Source organism: Candidatus Limnocylindrales bacterium, from assembly GCA_035559535.1.
In the GTDB taxonomy this organism is placed as follows: domain Bacteria; phylum Moduliflexota; class Moduliflexia; order Moduliflexales; family JAUQPW01; genus JAUQPW01.
The window spans coordinates 156,490-182,820 of record DATMBG010000043.1; the positions used below are offsets into that span (position 1 = coordinate 156,490).

Consider the following 26,331-nt stretch of genomic DNA (forward strand, 5'->3'; position numbering starts at 1 on the left):
AGGTTGCCAATCCCTATGCATAAAAAGGCGGACATTGTCATCATTGGAGCAGGGGCAGCGGGACTTATGGCCGGCATTTGGGCAGGACGGACAGATCCAAACCGCTCTATTATCATCCTGGATGGAGCCCGTAAGCTCGGAGCAAAGATCCTTGTATCTGGTGGGGGACGGTGCAATGTAACCCATGATCAGGTCGACGAATATGCCTATGCAGGTTCCTCCCGCAATGCCATTAAGAAGGTGCTTCGTCGATTTGATGTCCCTCAAACCGTTGAATTCTTCCGAGAGTTGGGTGTTGATCTCAAACGAGAAGAAACCGGGAAACTCTTTCCTGTTACCGATAACGCAAAAACCGTTCTCCAGGCTTTACTCGTCGCGGTAGAGAAAGCTAATGTACAAATCAAATATCCTTACCGGGTAGAGAGGGTTGAGAAAACAAAGGAAGGTTTTTGCATCCGGGGGGTGTGGGGCCAGATCCATGCACGCTATGTAGTCCTGGCTACCGGAGGAAAAAGCCTTCCCCGATCGGGTTCTGATGGACACGGTTATGAAATCGCTAAATCTCTGGGTCACCGCCTCACACCCCATATCTTTCCGGCTCTCGTGCCTTTGACCTTACCAAAGGATCATTTTATCTGCGCCCTGAGTGGAATCACCGTACCGGCCACCCTGGATTTGTGGTCAGGAAGTGGCAAAAAGTTAATTTCGTTCACCGACTCCACGCTTTGTACCCATTTTGGACTTTCCGGACCCTCCGTCCTCGATATAAGCCGATACTATATCGCAGCCAGGTATGAGGATCCTAAGACCACACTGACCATTAATTGGCTACCTGGAAAGACTCCAGAACAGATGGATCAGGAGTTGCAAGCCTTGGGATCGACCCTTCTGCAAAGGTATCTTCATACCTATTTACCCCAACGATTGGCACGTACTCTCTGTGAACAGGCCGGTGTTGAACCGGGTACCCCGGGTCATCAACTGACCCGAACCCAGCGGAAGGCCCTGGTTCATACGGTTACCCGATTACCGTTACCCCTTACCGGTCATCGTGGATACAACTTCGCCGAAGTTACAGCCGGTGGGGTACCCCTCGACGAACTGCACCTCAATACCATGGCATCGAGAGTTTGTCCCGGGTTATATCTCTGTGGGGAAATTTGCGATGTAGACGGTCGCGTTGGTGGTTTCAATTTTCAATGGGCCTGGGCAAGCGGCTATACGGCCGGCATATCGGTGGGAAAATAAAATCTACTTAATCCCCGGGAACCAGGCATAGCGAAAAACCTGTCTCATCCAAACTCCTCCCCCTTCTCAATACAAAACCCGAATATCTACCCCCTTATAGGGGTTATCAAAAACGTGAATTCTTGCTGATTTTTATATTGACAAGGGAACTGTTTATCGATAAAAGGAGTTAAATTCTTCCTACAGAGAAGTAAAAAATATAAAACAATTTACTGCCTAAGATAAGGCTTAAAAGTTATGGCGAAGACGGTGATAAAAAATATTGGGACGCTGATCTCGGGAGATTTTTCTAATCCTCTTTTGGAGGGGGATACGCTGGTGATTGAGAACGGTCGGATTCTCCAAACCGGATATTGGAAAGATTGTCAGACGGAAGGTGCCCAGAAAATCATTGACGCCAAAGGAAGTACGGTAGCCCCGGGTTTAATAGATTCCCATGTCCATCCAGTTTTTGGAGATTTTACGCCCAGGCAGAGAACGGTTGATTTCATCGATAGTGAGCTCCACGGTGGGGTAACGACCATGATTTCTGCCGGAGAAGTTCATTTACCGGGTCGGCCTAAGGATATTGTAGGTGTGAAGGCGCTGGCCATAGTAGCCGCCCGTTCTTTTAAAAATCTGAGACCCAGCGGAGTCAAAGTTCATGCGGGGGCTCCCATTCTGGAACTGGGGATGGTTGAGGAAGACTTTGCCGAAATGGCCCGGGCCGGGGTGAAACTTATCGGTGAGATCGGGCTGGGGAGTGTGAAAGAAGGGAAAGATGCTGCACCGATGGTACGGTGGGCCAAGAAATACGATATGACCGTTACGATCCATACCGGAGGCCCGTCCATTGCAGGAAGTAATGCGATCACTGCAGATACCGTTATGGAAGCAAGCCCCCATATCGTGGGACACATCAACGGAGGCCATACTTCGATGCTTTTAAAAGATATTGAGAAGTTGGTGACTCAAACCGACATGGCCCTGGAGATAGTCCATTGTGGTAATATCAAAGCCGCTTTGCATACTTTAACCACGGCACGAGAGACGGGAAATTTGCACCGTATCATTATCGGAAATGATGCCCCTTCCGGAACAGGTGTCATACCGTTGGGCATCTTACGGGTTCTGAGCTTTCTTTCGTCCTTTGAAGAGGTGGCTCCCGAACAGATCTTTGCTATGGCCACGGGAAATACGGCTCGTGTCCATAACCTTCCGGTAGGATTTATCAAACCGGGTTACGAAGCAGACCTGATAATTATCGATGCTCCCATAGGCTCCGCCGGAAAAGATGCTCTTTCGGCCCTTAAAGCAGGCGACCTTCCCGGCATCTCCATGGTTCTCGTCGACGGCGAGATTAAGGTCCAGAAAAGTCGAAATACTCCTCCAGCAGCTCGTATGGCGGAGGTATCTTAAGTGTACATTCTGGCCAGGTCCCTTAAAGAAGCGACTGAATTTCTCTTTGCAGCATCGGAAAGGGTTATTATTCTGGCAGGTGGGACCGATTTGATGGTTTTCAATAGGGACCTGATCGCAGAGGCCGAACAACGGAAAAATCCGATTTTAGATGTTTCTCGGGTTGCGGAGATGCGAAACATCCGGCTGGAAAATCATCAACTGGTCATCGGAAGTGTGGTAACCTATCGAGATGTCTTGTTGAGTCGACCGGTCCAGCGTTATGGTTTAGCTCTGGTAGAAGCTTCCCAGAGAACCGGTTCCGCCCAGATTCGTAATGTGGGAACATTGGGGGGGAATGTGGTAAATGCTTCCCCGGCCGGAGATGCTTTGACGGCCCTGATAGCCCTTAATGGGGAAGTTGAGATAGCTTATGGGCAGGAATATTATCGGCAAAATATCGAAACTTTCCTTAAAGGGCCTAAAAAAACAGGGCTGCCTGAAAATCACCTGGTTACGCGCCTTTTAGTTCCTGTTTACCAGGGTTATGTTGGAAGTTCGTTTTACAAGTTAGTTAACCGTGCTTCGAGTCAGCATGGTTTGGCTATTTCGGTGGTCAGTGCTACTGCAGTAGTTCAGTTAAGCAAGGATAAGTCCCGCATAGAACGGACCCGATTGGTATTGGGAGCTGTGGCTCCTACACCAGTTCGTGCCCGACCAAGCGAGGAAATCCTGCAGGAGCGTCCAATCTCCAGGGATCTTATCAAAGAAGCTGCGCTAGCCGCCGTTCAGGTTATCGCGCCTATCGACGATATCCGTGCCACGGCTACCTATCGCCGGGAAGTAGTCCCTGCGATTGTAGAAAATGTGTTGATCCATGCAATCAGAAAAGCTGCCTATTCATCCTGACCGTCCCTATTTTAGCTTAACAACTGTAACCATCCATGTTTGAAATCCGTTTTACCCTTAATGAACAGCCTGTCTGTGTTTTTTCGCATCCCGGCAAGTCATTGCTACAGGTCTTACGGGAAGATCTAAAATTAACAGGTACCAAAATGGGGTGCTTGGAAGGTGAATGTGGAGCTTGCAGTGTTTTTGTTAACGGAACTCTGGTTAATTCCTGTTTAATACCGGTAGGTAAAGTACAGGGGAGTACCGTGATAACCATCGAAGGATTGGCCGGGCACCCGGACTTTCCCGTTATCCAACGGGCTTTCTTGGAAAAATGGGCGGTTCAATGTGGAATTTGTATTCCTGGGATGATCATGGCAACCAAGGCTCTGTTAGATAAAAATCCCAATCCTTCCCGACAAGAGATTAAAACCTTTTTATCCGGTAATCTTTGTCGATGTACAGGATACGTGAAGATCCTGGAAGCAGTGGAGTTTGCAGCGTTCCTCCTGCAGGGAGATCCAAAAAATGGAGATGCCCGGGTAGAAGAGCAGGGGAGTAGGGAAGATGGGGCAGTTGCCTTCTCCCCCTCCCCTATCCGCCTGGTTGGCCGCTCCATAACCCGGGTGGATGGTGCCGAGAAGATTTCAGGTACAGCCAAATATGCAGATGACTATCATCTGGAGGATATGCATTACCTTCACCTGGTGCGGAGTCCCCATGCCCATGCCAGGATTTTGAGGATTCAAATGGAAGAGGCTCTCCTGGAACCGGGGGTTCTGGGGATTCTAACGGCTAAAGATATTCCCGGTCGTAATCGGTTTGGTATTATTGTTGAAGATCAGCCGGTTCTGGCCGAAGATCGGGTCCGGTTCAAAGGGGAAGCCGTGGCTATGGTGGTTGCCTCTTCTCGAGAAAGAGCTCAAAAGGCTGCAGAAAAGGTCCGGGTGGACTATGAACTACTACCTGCCCTGTTCTCACCCTTTGAGGCTTTGAAACCGGATGCCCCCCAACTCCATGACTCCGGAAATATACTTTCGAATCCCATGGTAAAGCGAGGTGATGTAGAAGAAGGGTTCTCCCAATCTGAAATTATTGTGGAGAATACCTTTGAGACTACCTTCATCGAGCATGCTTACCTTGAGACTGAAGCCGGAATTGCCTACCTGGATGAAAAGGGTCGCATTACCCTGCGGGTTTCGACCCAAACCCCCCACATGGATCAGGAAGCGACTGCCAGGATCCTGGGAGTACCGGGTCATCAGGTTCGGGTTATCCAGGCAACCACGGGGGGAGGATTTGGAGGTAAACTGGATATCTCCGTTCAGCCTTTCCTGGCTCTGGCCGTTCATAAGTTTGGAAAACCGGTTAAATTGACTTACAGCCGGGAGGAATCCTTTCTCAGTACCACAAAACGCCATCCCTATGTCATGACTTGTAAACTGGGTGCTAAACGGGATGGTACCCTGGTTGCGGCTCAGGTAAACATTGTAGGAGATACCGGGGCTTATGCTTCGTGGGGTCCAACTGTCATTAAGCGTGCGGTTATCCACGGGAGTGGTCCTTACTCCCTCTCCCATTACCTGGGTGAGGGTAAGGTTGTGTACACCAACAATCCCATTGCCGGAGCCATGAGAGGATTCAGCACGCCGCAAATGGCCTTTGCAACCGAATCCCAGATGGATATCCTGGCGACCAGATTGGGTATAGATCCTATCGCACTTCGGTTAAAAAACTGTTTGAAACCCGGCTCGGTTACAGCTACCGGACAGGTCTTGGGTGTGAGTGTCGGAATGGAGGAAACCTTGCTGGCCGTCCGGAATAAATGGGAGGAGATCAAGGGAAGATATCCTCTGGGGCGGCAAGGAGATTTCGCCTATGGATTTGGGGTAGCGGGTATGTGGTATGGAATTGGAAATACGGCCATGAGCAACCCTTCCCGCGTGAGATTAGAACTGGAGCCCGATGGGAAAATCCATCTCTATACCGGTGCAGCCGATATTGGACAGGGTTCAAGCACGGTTCTTCTTCAAATTTTGGCCGATGAAATGGAAACCTCTATGGATCAACTTCGCCTGACTACAGCCGACACAGAAATTACCCCTGATTCCGGAAAAACCTCGGCCAGCCGCCAGGTTTTTATCACAGGAAATGCTATTCGGGATGCAGCAGGACAACTGAAGGAGACTTTGCTGAAACGAGGAGCAGAACTCTTGAAATGCCCAATAGATAGCTTAAACGTGGGTCGTGGGTATATCTTCTCTCAGGATCAACAACGATCTGTATCCTTTGCCGAAGTTGCCCGTTATCTTCGAGATACCCGGTCTCCCACCTCTTTTATGGGCTACTTTGATCCTCAAACAACCCCTCTCAGCGAGCTTGGACAGGGATCTCCTTACCAAACTTATGGTTTCGGAACCCATCTGGCCCATGTTCAAGTCCATACCCGTACGGGGGAAGTTAAGGTCCTTCAGTTTATCGCAGCCCACGATGTCGGCAGAGCGATCAATCCCAAAGGCGTCGAGGGTCAAATTGAAGGAGGGGTTGTAATGGGGTTAGGATTTGCCCTTACAGAACGGTTTGTTCCAGAGAAAACCCACAATTTTTCCACTTATTTAATTCCAACCTTCGAGGAAACTCCCGAAATTTATCCCCTTATCATTGAAAGTGAAGAACCTGCAGGTCCTTTTGGTGCAAAGGGGGTAGGAGAATTGGCCATGATCGGCACGGCCCCGGCCATTATTAACGCCATTTATAATGCCACAGGGGCCCGGATTTATAGCCTTCCGGCAACTCCAGAGAAGGTTTTTAATGCCTTAAAAAATAGTTCGTTGTCCGGGGCCCGTTGAAACTCCGGATACAGAGAATCCGAAGACCATTTTTCTGGCTTATCTCTCTGGGTTCAGGGTTATGGAGGTCAAGAGAGCAACAGACCCCAGACAACGGACGGCGGACAGATGTCCGAGGAAAATATTGTAACCTGCAAATGTTGCCCTGTTTTCTGCCGAATTCGGCCCGGCCAGAAGGGAGCCTGTTTACGGTATGAAAATTACAACGGTGAGGTTCGCCGGACGATCCCACTGGTACGTTATGACGCTATCAAGGAGGTTGCGGCAGATAACGACCAGCCGATAACAAATCACGAACTACAACCGGAAATTACAGGGATCGGTTCGGGAACCACTTATCCGGATTATAAAAGAGCTCCCTTTATCGTTCAATACGAGGAAAGTGGTGTCGAAGTGGTTACGGTGGTATCGGAAGTGCCGCTCAGTTATTGTGGGATGGAAATTAAACTGGATACCGATGAGTATATCGGGGAGGAGTGTGCCAAGGTTCATAGCGAGGGAGTTCAGGTTGGGTTTGTAGCACAAGAACAGTATGGATCCAAGATGCTCAGCCTGGGGGGAATTAATTTCATCAAGGAGAAAAAATCCGGGTTGAAAACCGTTCTCCTCATGGAAGCCATTGCCAATCGAGAAAAGGTGGAGGTTCAAATAGAAAGGGGAGCCCATATTGAATTCCGGGTGGGGGAAGCTCCTGTTATCAATGGGAAAAAAATCCAAAAGATGCGGGTGGGTTGTGGAAGCGCAGCCATGGCTTTATTTGCGTATCCTTTCCGAGAAGCCGCAGATGAGGTCATTGTAATCGACTCAGATTTAACTGCGATCTATACAGAGCATCCCGTGGGTAAGGATTTAGCTTCGGGTTTTTCCGGTATTCATCTTAAATTCCGTCGAAGCTCTCCAGGTCGGTATTTTGGTGATGATGGAGAGGGTTGGGGAGGAACCTCCATTCAGAATCCCGTAGACGTTATCAGTTATATCGAAAACATCCGGGATAAAGAAGGGATGACCATCTTGATCACGGAGGCTACCGGTGAGCGAAGCGCTTTATTTCAGGTTCAGAGAGGCAAGCTGATAGAAATTCCATTGACTCCCCAGGCTTCCCGGGTTGTTCAACTCATTCAGGAAAACTGTGAACCTTCCCGGGTATCGGCCCTTTTTATCGGAGGAGCCGGTGGAAGTGCCCGGGTAGGAGTTGCCTCTAAACCCTTGAAGTTTACCGAAGCAGTACATCAGGGTAGGGTTAAAATGACCTCCGGAGGTGCTCCCGTATTCATTTATCCAGGGGGGGGAATTACCTACCTGGTAGATGTGGAGAAAATCATGAAGGGTTCCTTTGGTTGGATTCCCACACCGGCTATGGTAGCTCCTATTGAATATACCATGCCGCTGGATCTCTATTTAGAACTGGGAGGATTTGCAGACTCGATCGTACCTTTAAAGGAACTAAGGGATCCGGTAGTCTTTTACCAGAGACCTTAGGGGAAACAAAATATGGCCCCTTCTTCTCCGGGTTTATGAACTTTCCCTTAGAGTTGTGGGGTCTGACGGACGATGTTCCTATAACTGCTTGGGGTGGAAAGCAATTCCTTTCCATGAAAGAGTTTCGATTGATAAAGGAAGGTCAGGCTTCTGTTCAGTATGGGCCGATGTTTTTAGTGGTCACCGTCTACGATATCCATGGGCCCAATACCCCTCTGGCCCTGGAAGGTGTTAAAAAGGGGACTCAGGTATTCGATCAAGTTGCCCGTTATAAACAGGTGGTTTTCCAGAATATCTGCAAGGTTAGAGAGGGCCCGAATTATCCCGACGTCGTCAATCATATGATTCAGTCGGTAGCCAGATTGGATGATCCGACCTTTACCCCCATGGCGGCGGTTGCCGGATGTATTGCGGATAAAGTGGCCGACTTTCTGGTAGAAAAAGGGGGACAGAAAGTGGTGGTGGATAACGGAGGGGATATCGCCATTCGCTTGGGAAATAAGGAGAGTATCGTAGTTGGAATTCGAACCGCTCTGGCTTCCCACCATATACGCTGTAAAGTAACCCTTTTCAAATCCGATGGAATTGGTGGCGTAGCGACCAGTGGACTGGGAGGACACAGCTTTACCAAGGGAATTGCCACTGCCGCTACAGCGTTTGCGGAGAATGCAGGTTATGCCGATGCGGCGGCAACATTCATTGGAAATAGAACAAATATCGAAGATCCGGCCATTGAACGCCGACCGGCTGAGCAGATAAATCCCTTAACTGATATTCCGGGTCATCTGGTTACTTACAGGGTAGGAACTCTTAGCAGGGAAAAGAGACTCAGGGCTCTACAAAACGGATTGGAGGCAGCAGAACTCTTGAGAACCCGAAGAGCCATTCAAGATGCACTGATTGCCATTCAGGAGGATATCTTCATGACAGAGGGTTTACGAGAAAGAATAATTTACTGTTAACCTGTCTGTTGTTCGTTGTCCGTTACCGATGATAGAGTAGGTTAAACGTCTTTGTTTGACAGATGAGAAAGCAACAGGCAACGAATGATGGACAACAGATTCAAGAAATGAAAATCAGAAAATTCGTTACCATCGTTGAGGAGGTTTTAAGCGAGTTAGGCCGGGAAGTTCCAAAACCGATCAAGAAAGCCGCGGCCATTGCTGTGATAGAAAATCCGTTTGCAGGAAAATATGTCGAAGATTTAACCGAACTCATTGAAATCGGGGCAGAACTGGGAGATCTATTGGGGAAGCGCGCAGTGGAGGCTCTGGGGATTTCTCCAGATAAGGTAGAGAGCTATGGTAAAGCAGCTGTCGTGGGAATATTTGGAGAACTGGAGCATGCGGCAGCTATCCTCCATCCCAAGTTTGGAGATCCTTTTCGAAAACAGGTAGGAGGAGGAAAGGCAATTATTCCTTCAGCCAAAAAGGTCGGACCTCCGGCTACTCCTATTGATATTCCTCTCCATTACAAAGATGCCGCCTTTGTCCGTTCCCACTTCGATGCCATGGAGGTGCGGGTAGCGGATTCTCCAAGGCCTACAGAAATTTTGGTGGCCCTGGCTGTGACCGATGGAGGAAGACCTCTGGCCCGAATTGGAGGTTTAAGGAAAGAAGAGGCCAGGAAAGAAGACGGTCTGAGATAAAAAGGGATGGGTAAAAAAGGATGGACCCTTACCCCCCGGTCCCCATAGCTGCCAGGATAAGCTGAAAAGCCCCGTCAGAGGCGAACGGTCGGTAGCCCCTGACGTAAGTCAGGGGATCCAGTCATTCAGAATTTTTTCAAGTTCTGGAGGAGCGACCTGGGATATTTGTGATGGAAAAGCAAAGATTTTACAAAAGAAGTAAAGTATCTTACGTTTTGTTTTTTATCATTTGCGTTGGATCTTTCACCTGCTCCCTTTTGCCTGTTGCCTTGGAAGTCTTTCTTTTACCCTCTATTTCGCAGGCTCAGGAAAGGTCTCCAACTTCTCGGGTCCAAAAGCCAAAGTATGTTCCCGGTGAGGTTATTATCAAATTGAAGTCGGAGGCCGTGGTTTCAAAGCAAAAGATGATGGAACGGCCAACCGAAACGGGGAACAGAATGTTAGATTTCCTCAATAGCAAGTATCAGGTACGTGCCGTTGAACCTGTATTTAAGCAGAGAGCCCAGGAGTCCAGAACCCTGATAGCAGATGAACTTTCCAATGTTTTAAAACTGAAAATTGATGAGAGCAAGGATGTAGAAGCGGCTGCCCGGGAATATGCGGGATTGGAAGAGGTAGAATATGCCGAGCCGAACTATTTTTATTTTATTTCGGCTATTCCAGATGATGCCTTCTTTTCCCTCCAATATGGTCTCCAAACAACTGATAAGAATGGAATTGATGCCGTGGAAGCCTGGGATCTGGAAAGGGGAAGTTCTAACGTAATTATCGGAATTGTGGATTCCGGTGTGGATTATAATCACGAAGACCTGGCAGGTAAAGTCCTCAAAGGTTCTGATTTTGTAAATAACGATGAAGATCCCATGGATGATAACGGACATGGAACCCATGTCAGTGGGATTGCAGCGGCTATTTCCAATAATCATAAGGGAATTGCAGGGGTTTGCTGGAATTGCAAGATTTTAGCAGTCAAGTCGGTAGATATGGATGGTTCAGGTGCCAATACCTGGATTGCCAACGGTATTACTTATGCCGTCGATCACGGAGCCCGGGTCATTAATCTAAGCTTAGGAGGATCCAATCCGTCGAGGACTATGGAGCTATCCATTCAAGATGCCTATCGTCGTGGTGCCGTGATTGTAGCTGCAAGTGGGAATGATAATTCAAATACGGTGGAATATCCGGCGGCATTTCCTGAGGTTATTGCCGTTGGAGCTACCAATCAACAAGGCATAAAGGCCGGTTTTTCCAATTACGGAGCTTATCTCAGCGTAGTCGCTCCCGGTCAGGCCATTTATAGCTCTCTTCCCAACAATAGATATCAGGCCTGGAGCGGGACTTCCATGGCAACCCCCCACGTTGCAGGCCTGGTAGGTTTGATTCTTTCCAAAAATCCCTCTTTATCTAATACTCAGGTACGGTCTATCTTAACTTCCACGGCAGACGATCTGGGAGATCCGGGAAGAGACGATTTTTTTGGCTTCGGTCGAATCAATGCCTTTAGAGCCCTCACAGAAGCTACCAAACCAGGTTCGGGGGGTTCTCCGACTCCTACACCGCCTTCCTCTTCCCTTCCGCCACCTCCCGGTAAAACGACCCCTGGGATCTGTGGGCCCTTTCTTCATACCCTGGGGGCTATATTTTTTTTGATCGCCGGCTGGAAATTTTGGAATCGAGACCGTCGGTGTAAGAGGTAAAACAAGGCTATCATCATAATTCCCAGAGAGATCAATTGGGGGATTGTAAAACCTAGGGGAAGTTTTTCCTCTGAAGGTCTATAGAAATCTACACCGAAACGGATGAGGGAAGATAAAAAGAGGTAAGTGAGAAGCAGGGAACCGGAAGGGATGGACAATTGCCGATAATTGCTTGCCATGTAGGATAGTAATGGAAGGAGGAGAAGGTTAAGACCTGCCTCATAAAGTTGAATAGGATGTCGAACAGCGCCGTTTATTGTAATCCCCCAGGGAACCGTTGTGATAATTCCGGAATCGCACCCATTCATCAGGCATCCTATGCGCATAATGGGTAAAGCTAAAGCCAGACCCGGGGCCAGGGTATCCCCTACCTTCCAGATATCCAAACCACGCCTTCGAGCCAGGTATAAAACTGTCACTCCAGAAGCTATCAGTCCGCCCTGAAAGGATAGTCCTCCCCCCTCCAGGGTTAAAATCTGGGTGGGATAAAGGCGGTAGTAGGACCAATTTAAAAGGACAAAAAGCAAGCGAGCCCCTAAAACGGCAATCAAAAATCCCCAGAAGGTTGCATCCACAACCACATCTCGAGGAATCGATAATCTCCTCGCATACCGGAGTGCCAACCAGAGTCCGGCCAGACAAGCAACGACCAGCAATACCGTTTGGGTATATAAAGCAAAGCCTCCTATGTTGAATAAAACAGGATACATGAAGAGAATCCTGAACTATACTTTTTTGGACAGGGGGACGCGGAGACGCGGGGGATAATGGGGTATGGTAAGATGGTAAGACAGAGAATTCTGTCTCCATATCTCCCACTCTCCGTGTCTCCCACTCCCCACATCTCCGTGTCCCCGCGTCCCCGCGTTCCCCCCCCCCCGTGTCTTCCACCCCCCGTGTCACTGTCTACTGCCCACGATCCATTACCTATTGTTTTTGATTCGGTGCCGTATAAATACCCGGAAGGGAACTAAAACACCGGCCAGTACTATCAGATTGGCTCCGGTAGAATAAGTGGTATTACTGCTTAAAAATGGACCGAAGCAGGTAGAGCCTTGATAAGGTCGGGTTTCAGGTCTTTCTAACTCCTGGGCTAAAGCGTTGGCCTCTCCTATTAAAGGAGCACCTTCTGTGATATGATAAATATAGCTTTGAATGGCAAACTCCGAGAAACCCTTTTCATTTCCTACGCGAATAACCCGCTCCAGACGCCTGTCATGATTCACAACGTTGGTATAAACTGTATTTTGTGTTGGATTGGGACCGGCACTACGGGTACGGTAAACCCGAATAAATTGGGTAAAATTGGTTGTGTTAGGGTCGACAAAAAAGGAAATATCTTCACCCATAACAACCTGGGGGGCCTGACGGTCCAAAGATTCTAAAATATCTCCGGCACTCAGGGTTACTTCACGCGGTACAACCGTTGGATTAGAGGTAGAAAAGGTGACAATCAGTGCACCTCCGCCGCCGCCTGGGAGTGGGGTAGCACTTGGTGGAATGAGCTCAGGAAAAGAAGCTTCCCAAATAGGTTGGGCACCTGCACTCAAGGTAGATACCCTCTGAAAGAGATAGAACAGAGCATCCTGGACATCGGTGTAAAGGGAATTTAACTTTTGTCCGGTTCGAATTAACTGCTCCGCATCGTACTCATGATCTATTACCTTACGGTAGATAAGGGAAGGAATTCTCGAATCTCGCGGAGTAACCACAAGATCTCGGGTCGTAACTCCGCCCTGAACTTGAGGGGAAGATGAATAGGTACCGGAATAGGGTGGATAGGTTCCCCCCGGATAGGATCCCGGGGGAGAAGACGGATAAGTTCCGGGGGGATAAGGTTGATAACCCGGATAAGGCTGATAAATTCCTCCTGGATAGGACCCCGGAGGAGGAGGTAAAGAAGAAGTACCCCCTAAAGCGGCAGTGTCGATCACATAGACTGTTACATCGATCTTGGACCTTCGGTTATGGGGGGGTAACTTAAACCGCACATCTTCTCCGATGAGTAAATCAAAAGTTTTTACAAGATCATCCAGGATGACCCCTTCAATGGCAAGATTGAGGGCATTAATATTATCTAATCTAACCCGATCTCCGGTTTCTAAAACAAAAGATTGCTCCCTGGGTTCCGGATTAAATACAAAAAGCTGGGCATGGTCATTCCCCCGGATCCATTCCAGATGCCAGTCTATGACAGCATGAGCCCGGGATGGGAGTAAAGTTATTCCTATCAGGAGACCTGTTAAACCGAAGTAAAAACAATGGCGGAATCTACCAGGAATTTTAATTGAGAATAGCTTAAAAATTTTTATATGGCAGGCCCTCATGCGCTTTCTCCTTTATTTTAAATAGGTTGCAAAGTATAAGCAAAACTATAGATATTATGATAAGTTGAGGCGATAACTTAACAATGAAAGACCTTAAAGTCAAGCAAAAATTACTGTAAATTGTTTGACAATCTCCTTATTTTGCGTAAAAATTTTATATATTATCCTGTTTCTCACGGAAACTATATGACCTTCTTACTGCTTACCTTGGGAATTCTCCAGAGTGTTCTTTTGCAAATTCCCTTTTCTCAGAGGGTTTTGGTCGATAAAATTGTAGCTATCGTTCAAAATACTGACATTATCACCTGGAGTGAATTGAGAGAAGCGGCAAATTCTAAATCTTTAGGATTTTTACTCGATCTTCAGGGAACTCCCGATGAAAAGAAGGTTCTTGAATATTTGATAGAAAATAGGTTGATATTACATGAAATTGGTTATCTTTCCCATCGGAATGTGGAACCTATCGAGCTAGAGGTTGCTTTGAGATGGATAATAAAAGCCTATATTCAGCCGGGTCATTCTCTTCTTACCCGGGAGGAATTCCAAAAAGCCTTAGAAGAAAAAGGCATTTCCACCCAGGAACTGAAGCAATTACTGGAACCTCAACTCCGTGGAATAGAGTATATCCGAAGAAAAAATCGCTTTACAGCGGATATTCAAGATCCCGAAAAGGTTTTAGAACTCTTTGAAAACTGGATCGAGGAACTTAAAAAGCAAGGAGAGATCCAGTATCCTGAGTAAATGATACCTGAATCTTTAAAGAAAGGGTTTAACCTGACTCTACAAAATTGGCCTTTGATTTTAATTCAGATCCTTCTCAATGGCGCTCTAACCTTAGCCATTGGGATCCCGGCTCAACTGGGTAAGGCTTATTTCCTTAATGAATGGGAGAAAGTTTTTAACCAGGCAAGTATAAATTTGCTGAAGGCTCTACAAGAACTTCTGGTATTCTTAAAAGAACGTTTAGATGTCTTTCTTGCCCTGGGGTTTTATCTTTTCTCCATGCTTTTAATCTGGAGTATTTTGTTATTTTTCATTCAAGGTGGAATTCGAGGAATTCTTAAAGATGCCCTGTTTGCGGGGATGGGAATGAATCCCCGGGATCGGTTAAGTCCCTTTTCTACAAAAAGTGAGTCGCCTACTTATCCGGAGGGCTTTATTCAGGAGAACCGCCAGGAAGTTTTTCCATTTTTAAAAGAGCTTGAACGTTCGGAGTCGTCTCTATCGGGCTATTCCTCAGACGGCCTGGAAAAAATTCGGTTATCTGGCCAGCCAGCCTTTAAAATGAGGCGCTTTATAAGATATGGAGTTTATTTCCTCCTCCGGATGCTGGCCTTACAAGCCTGGTTAGGTCTCATCTTAATTCTCTCATTGGGAATTCTGCTGGCTTCATCCTCTCTGGCCTTTTATCTTTTGAATCAATCCACAGAATTTGAACAAGGGGTTGGGATGATGATTCTAGGATCTGCCTCATTTTTGTTCTTTTTACTGTTCATAGGGATCATACTGGCTCAGCCTTACGCCAGCATTATTATTGTTCTAAAAGACCTCCGGAGTTTTAGAGGTCTCAGGCAGGGTATCCGGTTTGTAATGGATCATCTGGAAGGGGTTTTAGGATTATTTTTCATATTTTTAGGGCTTCTGGGAGTACTCACGTTGATGCTGGAACTGGGAGACGTGACGGTAACCTATGTGGTGGGATCCATTCTTTCAGAGAAAAACCCGTTATTTAAGGTGATCTTTTTAATCCTGACGTACCTGATCTGGAACTTTTTCCAATCGTTCATACAGCTCTTTGCTTTAGGTTCCCAGATGAGTTATTATGCCCTGAGTCAACGGGCTTATACGAATCCCTCTCATCTTGTTTCTTCGGATCAAACAGAGCTTTAGTATCGGTATCCATTTGGTAGGTGGAAGAAGAAACATCCCCTGGCTCCCCTCCAGGGGGGATTCAGCAGCAGCCACCCCACGTCAGTCCCCCCTGGAGGGGAGCCAGGGGGTGTTCAGACAGAAAAAGTGACACCTACTAAATGGTTACAGTTACCAATCTTTAAAACCACCTTGACAGTCAAATTACTTTAGTGTATACAGAGTTAAGGAAGGTTTTTCATTATTAATTGAATCGACAGGAGTTGATAGTTTGAAGTCTTTTCTTCAAAATCACTTATTCGGTGTGGCTTTACTCATCTCTCTGGCTCTACATGTCGCCTTTATCCTGGCTATTCCCAGTGTTCAGGTAGTTCCTTCCACTTCGGAGGAATATACAGAAGTCCGGTTGATAGAGTCGGAAGAGGTCCGGGAGCCTGCTTCTTCTCAGCAAGATCTGTTAATAGGTGTTCAGGGTGTGACTGGTCCCATAACCCGGGAGGTACCCACCGATCTGGATGTAAAAGAGCCGGAGGGGCCCGTACCTGTTAGAAAACCAGATCTTTTGGCTAAAACTGAAGAAGCTCAGCCCCCAGATATCCAGCGAAGGGCTTCCGAAGATACTCCGAGAGAAAAACAACTTTCTCCTTCTCTGCCATTGAAGTCTTTACCCGAACAACCCTCTCTATCTGAAAGGTTTACACAAAAGTCCCAAAAAGATTCTGTAGCTGGTCTGGAAGAATCCACAGATAAAGAAATACCTCCCTTGAAGGATTCTGTTTCTACAGTACCGGAACAAAACCTAAAGCCTGATCTCAAACGGCCGGGTTTAGTCCTTCCTACTCAAGATCCTGTTCCGGCTGTTTCGGCACCAGAATTGATCACGAATCTTGCGGAGAAGGTACCCACACCCCAAAAGGAAGAGGGTGCTAAAGCACAAATATCGGACAATCCCGTATCGAACTCTGAGTTGGCCCAATCAAAATCCGAAAGTAAAGTGACCCGGGATGAAGTCTTACAGAGTCAGGCATCGGACAAAGAAATTCCTCAACTCAAAGACATGGCCTCGATCCAATTAGAAAAAACGGCCTTGAAGCAAGAAACCCTGAGATCTCCGAAACCAGAGTCGAGTTTGGAGGATATTTTGCCTCCGGTCCGTTTACCTTCAGAAACCGTTTCCCGGCCGACCAGGAACGAGCCTGTTCTGAAACGGGAAAGCTTGGAGCAAATTCAAATTGCGCAAAGTGCTACCCAACTGGAAAATAAGTCGGATATTCAGGTCAACAAGGAAGATCCTTCCTCAAAATCTGTAGAAGAGACCAAAGAAACCCCTACTTCTAAAGACAGAACTCCTGTTAAATCAGAAGATTCTCTAACCCAGAAACTTTTGAAATCTCCGGAGGTTAAATCAAAACCGGAAGAGTTACTATCTCCTGCTACCCGGTCGGTTAAGGTACCTCCTCCGGTAACAGGAAAAGAGCCGGTTCTAGAGCAGGAAGACTCAAAGCAAGCCCAGATCAAACAGAACTCTCTGGAACCAGAAAAGAAAGTAGACATTCAAATCAACAGAGATAGCCTCGATTTAAAGCCTGGGGAAGGGAGTAAGGAAACCCCAACGGTTAAAGATAAAAATTTAGTGGTGGCAGAAACTGTCCCTGCTATTTCTGCGGAGATAAATTTGAAAGGAGGGCCGCAGACTTTACTTAAAGAACCCGCACCGGTTACGCAACCTCCCTCTAAGATTCCTGATTTGATTAAAGATCCCCGGGCTCCGGCCCAGATTCCGGAAGGTCCCCAAAAGCAAAAGATGGTTGAGACCCTTGAAGGATCTCAAGGGATCAGGCCAGAATCCGGATGGGAACGTAAATCTCCCCTATCAGAACCCGGCGAGAATTCCAAAGAAGTTCCCGATACCCAAGATTCCACGAATTCGATTCCATCGGTTCCTATCGCCAAGAAAATAACCCCTGCTCCTCCAGCAATTTCAGATAAGTTACCCCTCGGGGAAACTACCGTATCCCGTGCAGAGTCTAAGATTACATCCTTTCCCAATCAGGGCTTACCTTCTGATTCCGGCCTCTCTAAGCGAGCTTTAGAGGTGCAGGTCTTTAATTCCGGCGAGTTTAATAAAAGTTCCTTTGGAATTCCAGTACCTAAAGAAGAAGCTAAGCGGCTGGATTCTTTGGAAAAAAAGGAGCCGGATTCCCTTCCTCAACTTACGGAAGATTTACAGCATCGGGAAGTTCCTTTACCTAAAGGGTTTCCTATTAAATCCCAGATTCAGGGTCCGGCCGGGTCTCGGGAGATTATTTACCAGCCTCCTCCACCTAAAGTAAATATCGATGTGGAAGGAGAAGTGGTGTTACAGTTCTGGATTCAACCGGATGGAAGTGTCGGTAGGGTCATTCCACGTCAGAAAGTAGATACCCGGTTAGAACAGGCGGCAATCAGTTATATTCAAAAATGGAGATTTGCCCCCTTGCCGGAAAATGTCGCCCAGGAAGAGCAATGGGGCACTATTTCTATTAAATATAAGCTCCGGTAGGAGCTTAAAACTTCCGCATTCTCGGTTTTACCTCAGGATTAACCCAGTATTTGGGATAGCCGTAGGTTAAGACATGAACGGCATTTTCTGCTACTTTGACCTTGACCTCGTGGTAAGCTTCTTCTGTATAGGAAGCATAATGGGGGGTCACAACGATATTATCCAAAGTTAACAGAGGATCCTCGGGGTCAGGAGGTTCTTTTTCCATGACATCGAGTCCGGCACCGGCTATCCAGCCTTCTTTAAGGGCTTTATAAAGAGCTTTTCCGTTAACTACAGGACCTCGACCGGTATTAATGAGATAGGCGGTTGGTTTCATCTTTCTTAACTCGGCTTCTCCGATCAATCCACGGGTTTCAGGAGTCAACGGAGTATGGATAGAAATAATGTCCGAGGTCCTCAATAGCTGATCCAGTGAAACCAACTCTACGGCATAACCGTGAAGGGATTCTTTAAAAACATAAGGATCATAAGCAATTACCTTAAAACCAAAGGCGATTGCCCGTTTATAAAAAGTTCGCCCGATATGACCGAATCCGATGATTCCCAGGGTTTGTCCCCTGAATTTATAAATAGGCTTAGCCGGTAACCGGCTCCAGACGCCTTTTTTTACCAGATTATTGAGCAGAACGACCTTTCGAGCTACTGCCAGGAGGAGGGACATGGCCGTGTCTGCGACCTCATCCCAGCAGAAGTCTGGTACATTGGCTACACAGATCCCGGCTTCTGTAGCTGCTGGAATATCTACAGTATCTACCCCAATTCCATAGCGAACGATGGCCCGACATTTCTTTAAGGCTTCCATTACCCGCCGAGTAGTAGGAATTCCAACACATAGAAGAACATCTGCATCTTGACAACGTGCAAGGATGTCATCTTCGGTTTCACAGGTTTCTGCCACAAATTTTGCACCGGCTTTTTCTATAATTTCTCGCTCGATATCCACACTTTCTAACCGCTGAGAATCGGTCATAATCACCTTGAACATAGAACCCCTCATCATAACCCCTGAAGATCCATTATCCTTTAACATAAAAGAATCCCGGATCCCTGGGTTAAATCTTCTCCCACACCCACCAGATAAATCTTGTTATAAAACTCCCCACGGGGACATCTTCATCTATAATTAAATCCGTTTTGGTCAATATCTGATCTTGAAGCTTAACGACGATTTCTCCAACCTTTTGTCCTTTTTGGACAGGGGCTTCAACACTATCCACGAGATTGGCATATTCGGTCTTTAGAAGGTTTTCCTGACCTTTTTTAATTAAAACGCCTACGTCCTGAGCAGGAACCGGCTTCACCTTGTAGGTTTTTCCCTTTAAAACGGTAACTTCTTTATCAATGGTAAAACCTTTTTTAAATAAATTGACCTTCTTATAGGTATTAAAACCCATGGAAAGGAGCTTGGTCGTTTCCGCAAATCGATCCCTTGAATTGGACCCTCCCATAACAACGGAAATAAGCCTTAGATCGTCTCGTTTAGCCGTGGCACAAAGATTAAAACCGGCTTCTGCGGTATATCCCGTTTTAAGGCCGTCGAGTCCGGGGAAGACCCCAAGCAGTTTGTTGGTATTGGTTAAAGTGAACGTGCCATTTCGGAAGGTATCTTCTTTTGTTGAAGACCAATGAAGAACCTCCGGGTGTTTCAATAGTTCCTTGGCTAAAATAGCCATATCATAAGCACTGGTATAATTCTCCTCCTGACCCTTACCGGCAGGTAAACCGTGAACATTGGCAAAGGTTGTATCGTTCATGCCTAATTCTTTAGCCCGCTCATTCATGAGCTGCACGAAAGCTTCTGTACTACCGGCAATGTGTTCTGCCAGTGCAGTAGCCGCATCATTTGCCGAGGAAATAGCAACGGCTTTTAAAAGTTCTTCTACCGGGAAAACTTCCCCTTCCTTTAAATAAACCTGATGACCTCCTATTTTGCTGGCCCAGGCGGATGCTGTAACCGGATCGGTAAAGTTAAGTAATCCCTGTTGAATTCTTTCCATAACCAGAAGGATCACCATCATTTTAACAAGGGAAGCGGGAACTAATCTTTGATGGATATTATATTCAAAAAGGATTTGTCCGGTGTCTGCATCCATAAGAATAGCAGATTTATAGGGTGGTGGATTGCCATTTTGGGAATTTGCCTCTTGTTGTGAAGAAGGACGTTTTTTGGCTGCATCGGCCAAATCGGAATGAAAAAATAAAAGTAAATAATTTATTATTAAAATATAACAAAGGCCTTTGGTGAAAATAGATTTCATAACTTATTCCATTTGTAATCAACCCTGGCAAAAACCAGAAGTGGAATAAATTCTGACTTCTGGTTTCTGCTTTATAAAATAGACTTACCCATGGCTGAGGAAATTATTTCAACTCCCAGTTCTGCGGTAGCGTTCATATGGTCCAGGATTGGATTAACTTCCATGAGTTCCAGAGAGATGAGCTTTTTTGAATCTGCTATCAATTCCATAGCCAGATGTATTTCCCGGTATGTTAATCCTCCTCGGACGGGTGTTCCCACTCCTGTTGCGATACCAGGGTCTACCACATCCATGTCGATACTCACGTGAATCCCGCTGGTACCTCGACCAGCAAACTTTAGAGCTTCGAGTATCACCTGTTTCATTCCCAGTTCGTCGATATCCCGCATGGTAAAAACTTTAATTCCCGTATCATGCACAAGCTTTTTCTCATAAGGATCTAAGTTACGAACCCCTATGAGAACCGTATGCTCACTGAAAACTTTGGGGGAATATCCCCCCAGTTCCACCAACTGAGGAGGTCCGTATCCCAGACAGGCGGCCAACGGCATTCCATGAATGTTACCGCTGGGAGTAGTCTCTGGAGTATTCATATCTCCGTGGGCATCAAACCAGAGTAAACCTATTTTTTCCGACCGCTCGCGATAATAGGAGGACACTCCGGAAATGGTTCCCACGGCAACGCTATGATCACCTCCCAGAACAATGGGGAAATATTGCTGGCTTAAACAAGTTTTGACCGTTTCATAAAGGGTCTTACAAGTCGCCGCAATTTCTGACAGGTATTTGGCTCGAGGATCTCCGGGATCTCGGGTCTCAGGAATCGGAACCCTGATGTCTCCATGGTCGACGACTTTATACCCCAGCCGCTCGAGTTCTCTACTAATTCCGGCTATTCTAAGAGCGCTAGGCCCCATATCGACCCCCCGTCGTCCGGAACCCAGATCCATAGGAACCCCTATAATCTTAACCTGCTTTAAAAACATAAGAACTCAGGAGTCGGAAGCCAGAAGTCTAAGCATCTTTTGACCTCGGATTCTGGCCTTTAAATTCAAATTTTTAAAGATAAAGCCGATGCTCCCGAATATACTTTTCAACGGATTTTGGAACCAAATGGCTGATAGAAAGACCTTTCTTGATTCTATTACGAATCAGGGTACTGCTGATATTCGGGAAAAAAATATTGGGAGTTCCGTCCTTGATATCTTCTAAATAACCACTCCTTGGAATAACTCGAAAAGTAATCATTTTTTGAAGGAGATCAAAATCCTTCCAGGAGGTAAATTCCCGGGTTACGTCGGAACCTACAATCCACTCGAATTCCACATCTGGATAGAGTCCTTTTAGGTGACGAACGGTATCTATTGTCCAGCTTATTCCTTTTTGCTCTTCTTCTACAGTAGAAACCTCAACCCGTTTATTAAAGATTTCCACAGCCAGAGAACACATGTTGAATCGATGATGAAAGGCAACCAATTCTTTATCAAAGGCATGCTGATAACAGGGAACCAGCCAGACCTTATCTACATCCGTCGTTTCCAGAACATAATAGCAAATCATCAGGTGACAAACATGGGGAGGATTAAAACTTCCTCCAAAGAGGGCTATTTTCATGGGCCAATTCTTTTTTTTAATGAAGCCAATAGCGCTTCGTCTTCTTCTAAATGAGAATATCCTAAGCTCCGTTTAACGGCTAAAGACCTTTCCATTAACTCCAGGGCCTCAGGATATTTTTTCTGCTCACCATAAAGCAATCCTTTACGCCACCAGATCTGGCCCATTCCCAAGAGATCTCCTAAATCTTCCTGGATTTGGAGACTATAGTTATAAAATTGATGCGCTTTCTCCCAATCCCCTTGAAGATCAAACAGCAGAGCCATGTTATTATAGGTTACCACCTTCCCGGCCAGGTCTTCAAGATTTTCTTTTATCTCTAAACTGAGAGAAAACCACTTCAGAGCTTCTTCCCAATGACCTAACCTGGCATGAACGGTTCCCATGTTGTTATAAACCTTTGCGATACCGGCCAGGTCTTCGAGTTCTTTTTTCAATTCCAGACTCTTCTCATGGAACTTCAGCGAGTCTTTCCATAAAGATTTAAAATAAAAAATACTCCCTATAGCCAGGTAAAGACTCCCCAGTTCTTTTTTGTTATTCAATTCCTCATAGATTTTACAACTCCGTTGGAGAGCCTCTAAAGCTTCATCCCATTCCTGGGTTACTATATAAGATTGGGCAATCCTCTTATAAGTTTCAGCGACCCTGGGCCAATCTTTATGAGTTTTAAGTTTGATGATGTGTAGTTTGTGCTGGGCTATAACTTTATGGATTTCTTGCCTTCTCTCTTCTTTTGTGGATTTCATCGCACCTATAGCTAGTCTGAATTTAAAAAAATGTCAAGGAGTTTGTTCTAAAAACTATTTAAAATTAATTGGCCTGGGTCAGGAAGCTACTTTTATCAAAATCCATAAAAACAGCAGACCAAATCAGGGTTGGAAAATCTTGATAAAATTCAGATACTGCCTGGAGGGCTTGAGGAAAGAAGTTTATTCCTACCTACCTAAGGTTAGGTTCCACAATCCACATAAAAGAATCTAACGGTCTGTTCCGAATATTTTATTATACAAATCTTCTCCATAACTGGTTGGTAAGGGCTCGCCCTGGACTATTTTAAAAGTTCGTCTCCCATCGGTTTGCCTTTCAGCTCGAAGAAAAATGGTATTTTCCATTTTTTTGTCATAAAAACCACGGGCAAATTCATATAAGTGCGTAACGAAGAAAACCTTAATACGTTTTTCCAGCAATGCGCAGATAATCTGCTTGGCAATCTCCGAACCTTCTCTTTCGTTTGTAGCCGCAAAGGATTCATTGAGCAGCACCAGGGAATTTGATGTGATATGGTCTATGATCTCGCTCATTCTGCTAAGTTCTTCATCGAGTTTACCGCTTTTCAGGGTAATGTCTTCTTTCCGTTTATAGTGTGTGAAAAGACCCTTGCAGATATTGGCACAGAAAAACTCAGCCGGTACAAACATGCCGCATTGCATCATCAATTGGGCCAAACCCAGGCTTCGCAAAAAAGTCGATTTACCGCCCCGATTGGCACCGGTGAGGATTACCAGGTCTTTATGATCGGCATCCAAATCGTTGCCCACAATTTTTTGTTTCATACTTAAAGCCAGGCAGACGTCATAGAGTCCTTTAAAAGAATGTCTGCGTTCCTCAGGAGTCACAGGCAAGGGAAAGGATATAGGTTCTCCCATTTGGGCAAGTTGCCCATGTAGATTCAAACAACCCACGTAAAAGGCCAATTCGGTCCGCAACATGGTAAAAAAACTGAGAATATGATCGGCGGATTGAGCGAGGGCATTGGCAACAAGATTGATCCCCCGGTCCTTTAATTCCGACAGGGCCCTGAAGCCGCTTTCATCGCGATCGGCGATATAAAAGGTGTAAACGGGTGATTTTTGGGCAAAGATTCGCTGCATCCAACTCTGCTTTTTGTCGTGGGGTTTACGAAGTATGGGATGGGTCACTTCATTGCCTTTTCCCAATTCGGCACTAATCAGAACTCCATGGCGGAATTTCAATTCCCTTAGATGCTCTTGGACGCTGGCGAAATATTCCTCCGGGAGCTCCCTCTTAAGCATCCCAAAAAATGCTGTAAATCCCTCTGACTCAAATTTATCAGCCTGTTCATCGGCAATACTTTTTAGTTTTTTAAGCAGGCCCATAAACCTCTGCAGCATCTCTATGGAACTGGAAAGTATGGAACTGGGATAATGGCTGAAAATACCATAATAATGCTTTTTCTTGTTTTCAATTGCTTCTACCGCAATATGGTAGATATCCCGGACAATGGAAGGATTTTTCAGGCAATCTTTAAGGATATGTTGGCGATAAAATAGGGTATCCAGATCATTACTTAGCCCACACAATACAGCCTTCTTTGCCACTTCAAATAAAAATTTATCCCCCAACGCCATGGCGTCGAACAGTACGTTTAATTCCAGGTCTTGTATCAGGACCTGTTCATTCCAGGGTAATTCCTGTTGAAGGTCAAAATCCTGATTTTTATACATGAGAAAAGCTTTCATAATTTCAGGCGCTCCATTAGACGGTTATAAGTAAGTCGATATTTATCGGCAATGGCAATGGCATAGGCAAGTCCGTCGGCAGGTCCTCTTACAATTTTATAGGTTCGTAATGCCGGATTTTCGGGAACTACCGTGCTGACCATGCTGACGGTTTTTTCATTGAACGAAGCCAGTTCATCCAGGAATGTTACCCAAACGCACAGCAAATCCAATTGTATGATTTTTTCCATAATCTTTTTGCTTAAAAAAACACCGTCCCTTAATGTGGTGGAAGTAAAAATTTCATTCATGATGAGAATACTGTTGGATGTGGCTTGATCCAGAATATGGTAAATTCTGATCAGATCGTCCTCTAACTTGCCACGGAGATTTTGGATATTCTCTTCCTTTTCAAAATGGGTAAAGAGGGAGTCGAACAGAAAGAGTTGCGCTTCTCTGCCCGGGACGGGACAACCTAAGCTGGCCAGATAATGCAACTGTCCAAAGGTGCGGGCGAAGGTGGTTTTACCACCCTGGTTTGGACCGGTTACCACCAATATGCGCTCCGGGTCTTTCAGGTAAAAATCGTTGCAGACAACAGATGAATTTTCATTAATGAGTTTATAGGCCAGAGCCAAATCAAATCCTTCATAATTATAAACTTCCTTACAGGTATTGGAGACTTGTGGATAACAGAATTTCAATCCTGCTCGTTTGAAGGTTTCAAGGTATTCCAGATAGGCTATGTAAAATTGTATCTCCCGGTCAAAGACGGCTATTGTTTCATCCACGAAGTGGCCGTTTTTCGCACAAAAATCGTCAAGATTTAAAAATATCTCAGGATACAATCTGGCTACCAGGTCCAGTATTTGTGCTTCCACATGGTTCATGCTTGATCCGATGGGCAGTTTAACCCGGTAGTCTTTCACTACGCCCTGTTTGAACTTCTCGAATGTTTTTTCCACTTCGGCGCTGTAGTCCATTTCAGATTCATATTTGCGAACCCTGACGCTGTTACCCTTTATGAGCAGGCAATATTTGACTGTGGCCAAATCGGCTTTAAGCTTTTTTGTTTCTGCCAGAAGCAGCGTAAAACGGTCAGATTTGGCATAGTTCATCAGATATTCGCGAAAGGCCAGGAAGCCACGGGATTTTAAATCTGCGAGGGATAAGTCATGAGTCAGGCCATTAACAGCGTCGCAATAAATGTTCACCGCCTCCAAAAACCACCCTTCTTTGTGATACTTGTAGTAAAGCTTATCTACCAGGGCCAGACATCGACGCATTGCGCGCATTTTTTGCGCAAAGGACTCTATCTTCTCCACTAGGGTTTCGTTTTCAAGATCCCGCATCACTTCCTGGCGGTACTTGATGGTGTCCATATCCTTCAAGGAAGTGTAAAAGAATGGTTTTAGATTATATTCTTCCTTGCGGGCTGTGATAACCTCTATAACCTGATCAAGATTTAAATCGACAAAAAAGACAGGCGCTTCAGGTGTTTCTTTTTTTACGCCGCCTTCGGTTTTTTCAAAGAGTATACTGCGGAAAGTCATGGGAAAAGGGTCGGATCGGTTTTATTTTCTTCCGGGTCTATCGGTTTCCAGGATTCTGAAGTAGCCCGGCTTTGGGTCCGGGCCGTATACTTAATTACTTCCACTTCAGAGAGTACAATCAGACCATCATGAATCATCTCATCCAAAACAGGCAAAATCCGATTTATTTTCTCTTCCAGGTCAACGATGGTAATCATGATGGGGAGGTCGCTGGAAAGGGAAAATATCTTCTCTTTCCGGAGACCGTGACTTCCGGCACCATACCCTAAAGCCCCTCGATAGACGGTTGCTCCCGCAATATGTAATTCTTTACACCTGTTGATAATAGCTTCATATAGGGGCATCCCTTCCCATTTATCATCTTCCCCTATATAGATCCGTACCATTTTAGCTTTACCTGTTAATTTCATAAGAATACAGTGTTTACTTAATTTTGTCCTATAGTGCGGCTTTCACTTCCCAACTCCTCTCTCCCCTCACCCCCTGTCCCCCTCTCCTGTGTAGGGGCGGGGGG

21 protein-coding genes are annotated in these 26,331 nt (G+C 46.0%); 11 read left to right on the forward strand and 10 right to left on the reverse strand.

The annotated features are described in order from the left end of the window. Positions 1-15: 15 nt before the first annotated feature. The 8 genes from VNM22_16305 to VNM22_16340 all read left to right on the forward strand — a co-directional run bounded on the left by VNM22_16305 (position 16) and on the right by VNM22_16340 (position 11,189). Positions 16-1,248, forward strand: coding sequence for an NAD(P)/FAD-dependent oxidoreductase (locus tag VNM22_16305; GenBank protein ID HWP48719.1), 1,233 nt, complete (start codon positions 16-18; stop codon positions 1,246-1,248). Positions 1,249-1,485: 237 nt separating this feature from the next. Continuing rightward, complete coding sequence (locus VNM22_16310) at positions 1,486-2,646, forward strand: amidohydrolase family protein (GenBank protein ID HWP48720.1); 1,161 nt, start codon at positions 1,486-1,488, stop codon at positions 2,644-2,646. Further along, positions 2,647-3,534: an FAD binding domain-containing protein gene (locus VNM22_16315; protein HWP48721.1), complete on the forward strand. Its 888-nt coding sequence runs from the start codon at positions 2,647-2,649 to the stop codon at positions 3,532-3,534. Positions 3,535-3,569: 35 nt separating this feature from the next. Beyond that, positions 3,570-6,365: a molybdopterin cofactor-binding domain-containing protein gene (locus VNM22_16320; GenBank protein HWP48722.1), complete on the forward strand. Its 2,796-nt coding sequence runs from the start codon at positions 3,570-3,572 to the stop codon at positions 6,363-6,365. 108 nt (positions 6,366-6,473) lie between these two features. Then, positions 6,474-7,844 (forward strand): hypothetical protein, encoded by a 1,371-nt coding sequence (locus VNM22_16325; GenBank protein HWP48723.1) that lies wholly within the window; start codon positions 6,474-6,476, stop codon positions 7,842-7,844. A 35-nt stretch (positions 7,845-7,879) separates the two neighbouring features. Continuing rightward, entirely contained in the window at positions 7,880-8,806 is a 927-nt protein-coding gene (locus VNM22_16330; GenBank protein ID HWP48724.1) for a hypothetical protein, read from the forward strand. Between the two features lie 62 nt (positions 8,807-8,868). Further along, a complete protein-coding gene (locus tag VNM22_16335; protein HWP48725.1) occupies positions 8,869-9,492 on the forward strand; it encodes an amino acid synthesis family protein in 624 nt (207 codons plus the stop codon). Between the two features lie 170 nt (positions 9,493-9,662). Then, a complete protein-coding gene (locus VNM22_16340; GenBank protein ID HWP48726.1) occupies positions 9,663-11,189 on the forward strand; it encodes a S8 family peptidase in 1,527 nt (508 codons plus the stop codon). On the opposite strand, the gene VNM22_16345 is transcribed toward VNM22_16340, so the two are convergent. Next, positions 11,114-11,899 carry a prolipoprotein diacylglyceryl transferase gene (locus tag VNM22_16345; GenBank protein HWP48727.1) on the reverse strand — a complete coding sequence of 262 codons (786 nt, stop codon included), beginning with the start codon at positions 11,897-11,899 and terminating at the stop codon, positions 11,114-11,116. The genes VNM22_16340 and VNM22_16345 overlap by 76 nt on opposite strands. Before the next feature lie 213 nt (positions 11,900-12,112). Next, positions 12,113-13,516 (reverse strand): hypothetical protein, encoded by a 1,404-nt coding sequence (locus VNM22_16350; GenBank protein ID HWP48728.1) that lies wholly within the window; start codon positions 13,514-13,516, stop codon positions 12,113-12,115. Positions 13,517-13,702: 186 nt separating this feature from the next. Here VNM22_16350 and VNM22_16355 point away from each other — a divergent pair, with 186 nt between their 5' ends. From VNM22_16355 to VNM22_16365, 3 genes are all read left to right on the forward strand, one after another. After that, entirely contained in the window at positions 13,703-14,257 is a 555-nt protein-coding gene (locus tag VNM22_16355; GenBank protein HWP48729.1) for a hypothetical protein, read from the forward strand. Further along, positions 14,258-15,406 carry a hypothetical protein gene (locus tag VNM22_16360; GenBank protein HWP48730.1) on the forward strand — a complete coding sequence of 383 codons (1,149 nt, stop codon included), beginning with the start codon at positions 14,258-14,260 and terminating at the stop codon, positions 15,404-15,406. 250 nt (positions 15,407-15,656) lie between these two features. Continuing rightward, a complete protein-coding gene (locus VNM22_16365) occupies positions 15,657-17,927 on the forward strand; it encodes a TonB family protein (GenBank protein HWP48731.1) in 2,271 nt (756 codons plus the stop codon). Between the two features lie 4 nt (positions 17,928-17,931). Here the strand turns inward: VNM22_16365 and VNM22_16370 are convergent, their stop codons facing one another. The 8 genes from VNM22_16370 to VNM22_16405 all read right to left on the reverse strand — a co-directional run bounded on the left by VNM22_16370 (position 17,932) and on the right by VNM22_16405 (position 26,227). Further along, complete coding sequence (locus VNM22_16370) at positions 17,932-18,915, reverse strand: C-terminal binding protein (GenBank protein ID HWP48732.1); 984 nt, start codon at positions 18,913-18,915, stop codon at positions 17,932-17,934. Positions 18,916-18,982: 67 nt separating this feature from the next. Then, a complete protein-coding gene (locus VNM22_16375; GenBank protein HWP48733.1) occupies positions 18,983-20,188 on the reverse strand; it encodes a D-alanyl-D-alanine carboxypeptidase family protein in 1,206 nt (401 codons plus the stop codon). Positions 20,189-20,259: 71 nt separating this feature from the next. After that, positions 20,260-21,174 (reverse strand): arginase, encoded by a 915-nt coding sequence (gene rocF, locus VNM22_16380; protein HWP48734.1) that lies wholly within the window; start codon positions 21,172-21,174, stop codon positions 20,260-20,262. A 73-nt stretch (positions 21,175-21,247) separates the two neighbouring features. Further along, positions 21,248-21,802, reverse strand: coding sequence for a nicotinate (nicotinamide) nucleotide adenylyltransferase (gene nadD / locus VNM22_16385; protein HWP48735.1), 555 nt, complete (start codon positions 21,800-21,802; stop codon positions 21,248-21,250). Next, the gene (locus VNM22_16390; GenBank protein HWP48736.1) at positions 21,799-22,551 is read right to left on the reverse strand and encodes a tetratricopeptide repeat protein; all 753 of its coding nucleotides are present in this window, start codon (positions 22,549-22,551) and stop codon (positions 21,799-21,801) included. Before VNM22_16390 ends, nadD begins: the two co-directional genes overlap by 4 nt. A gap of 231 nt (positions 22,552-22,782) precedes the next feature. Further along, the gene (locus VNM22_16395; GenBank protein ID HWP48737.1) at positions 22,783-24,285 is read right to left on the reverse strand and encodes a hypothetical protein; all 1,503 of its coding nucleotides are present in this window, start codon (positions 24,283-24,285) and stop codon (positions 22,783-22,785) included. Then, complete coding sequence (locus VNM22_16400) at positions 24,282-25,817, reverse strand: hypothetical protein (protein ID HWP48738.1); 1,536 nt, start codon at positions 25,815-25,817, stop codon at positions 24,282-24,284. The genes VNM22_16395 and VNM22_16400 overlap by 4 nt, the downstream gene beginning before the upstream one ends. Further along, entirely contained in the window at positions 25,814-26,227 is a 414-nt protein-coding gene (locus VNM22_16405) for a DUF190 domain-containing protein (protein HWP48739.1), read from the reverse strand. The genes VNM22_16400 and VNM22_16405 overlap by 4 nt, the downstream gene beginning before the upstream one ends. Between the last annotated feature and the right edge of the window lie 104 nt (positions 26,228-26,331).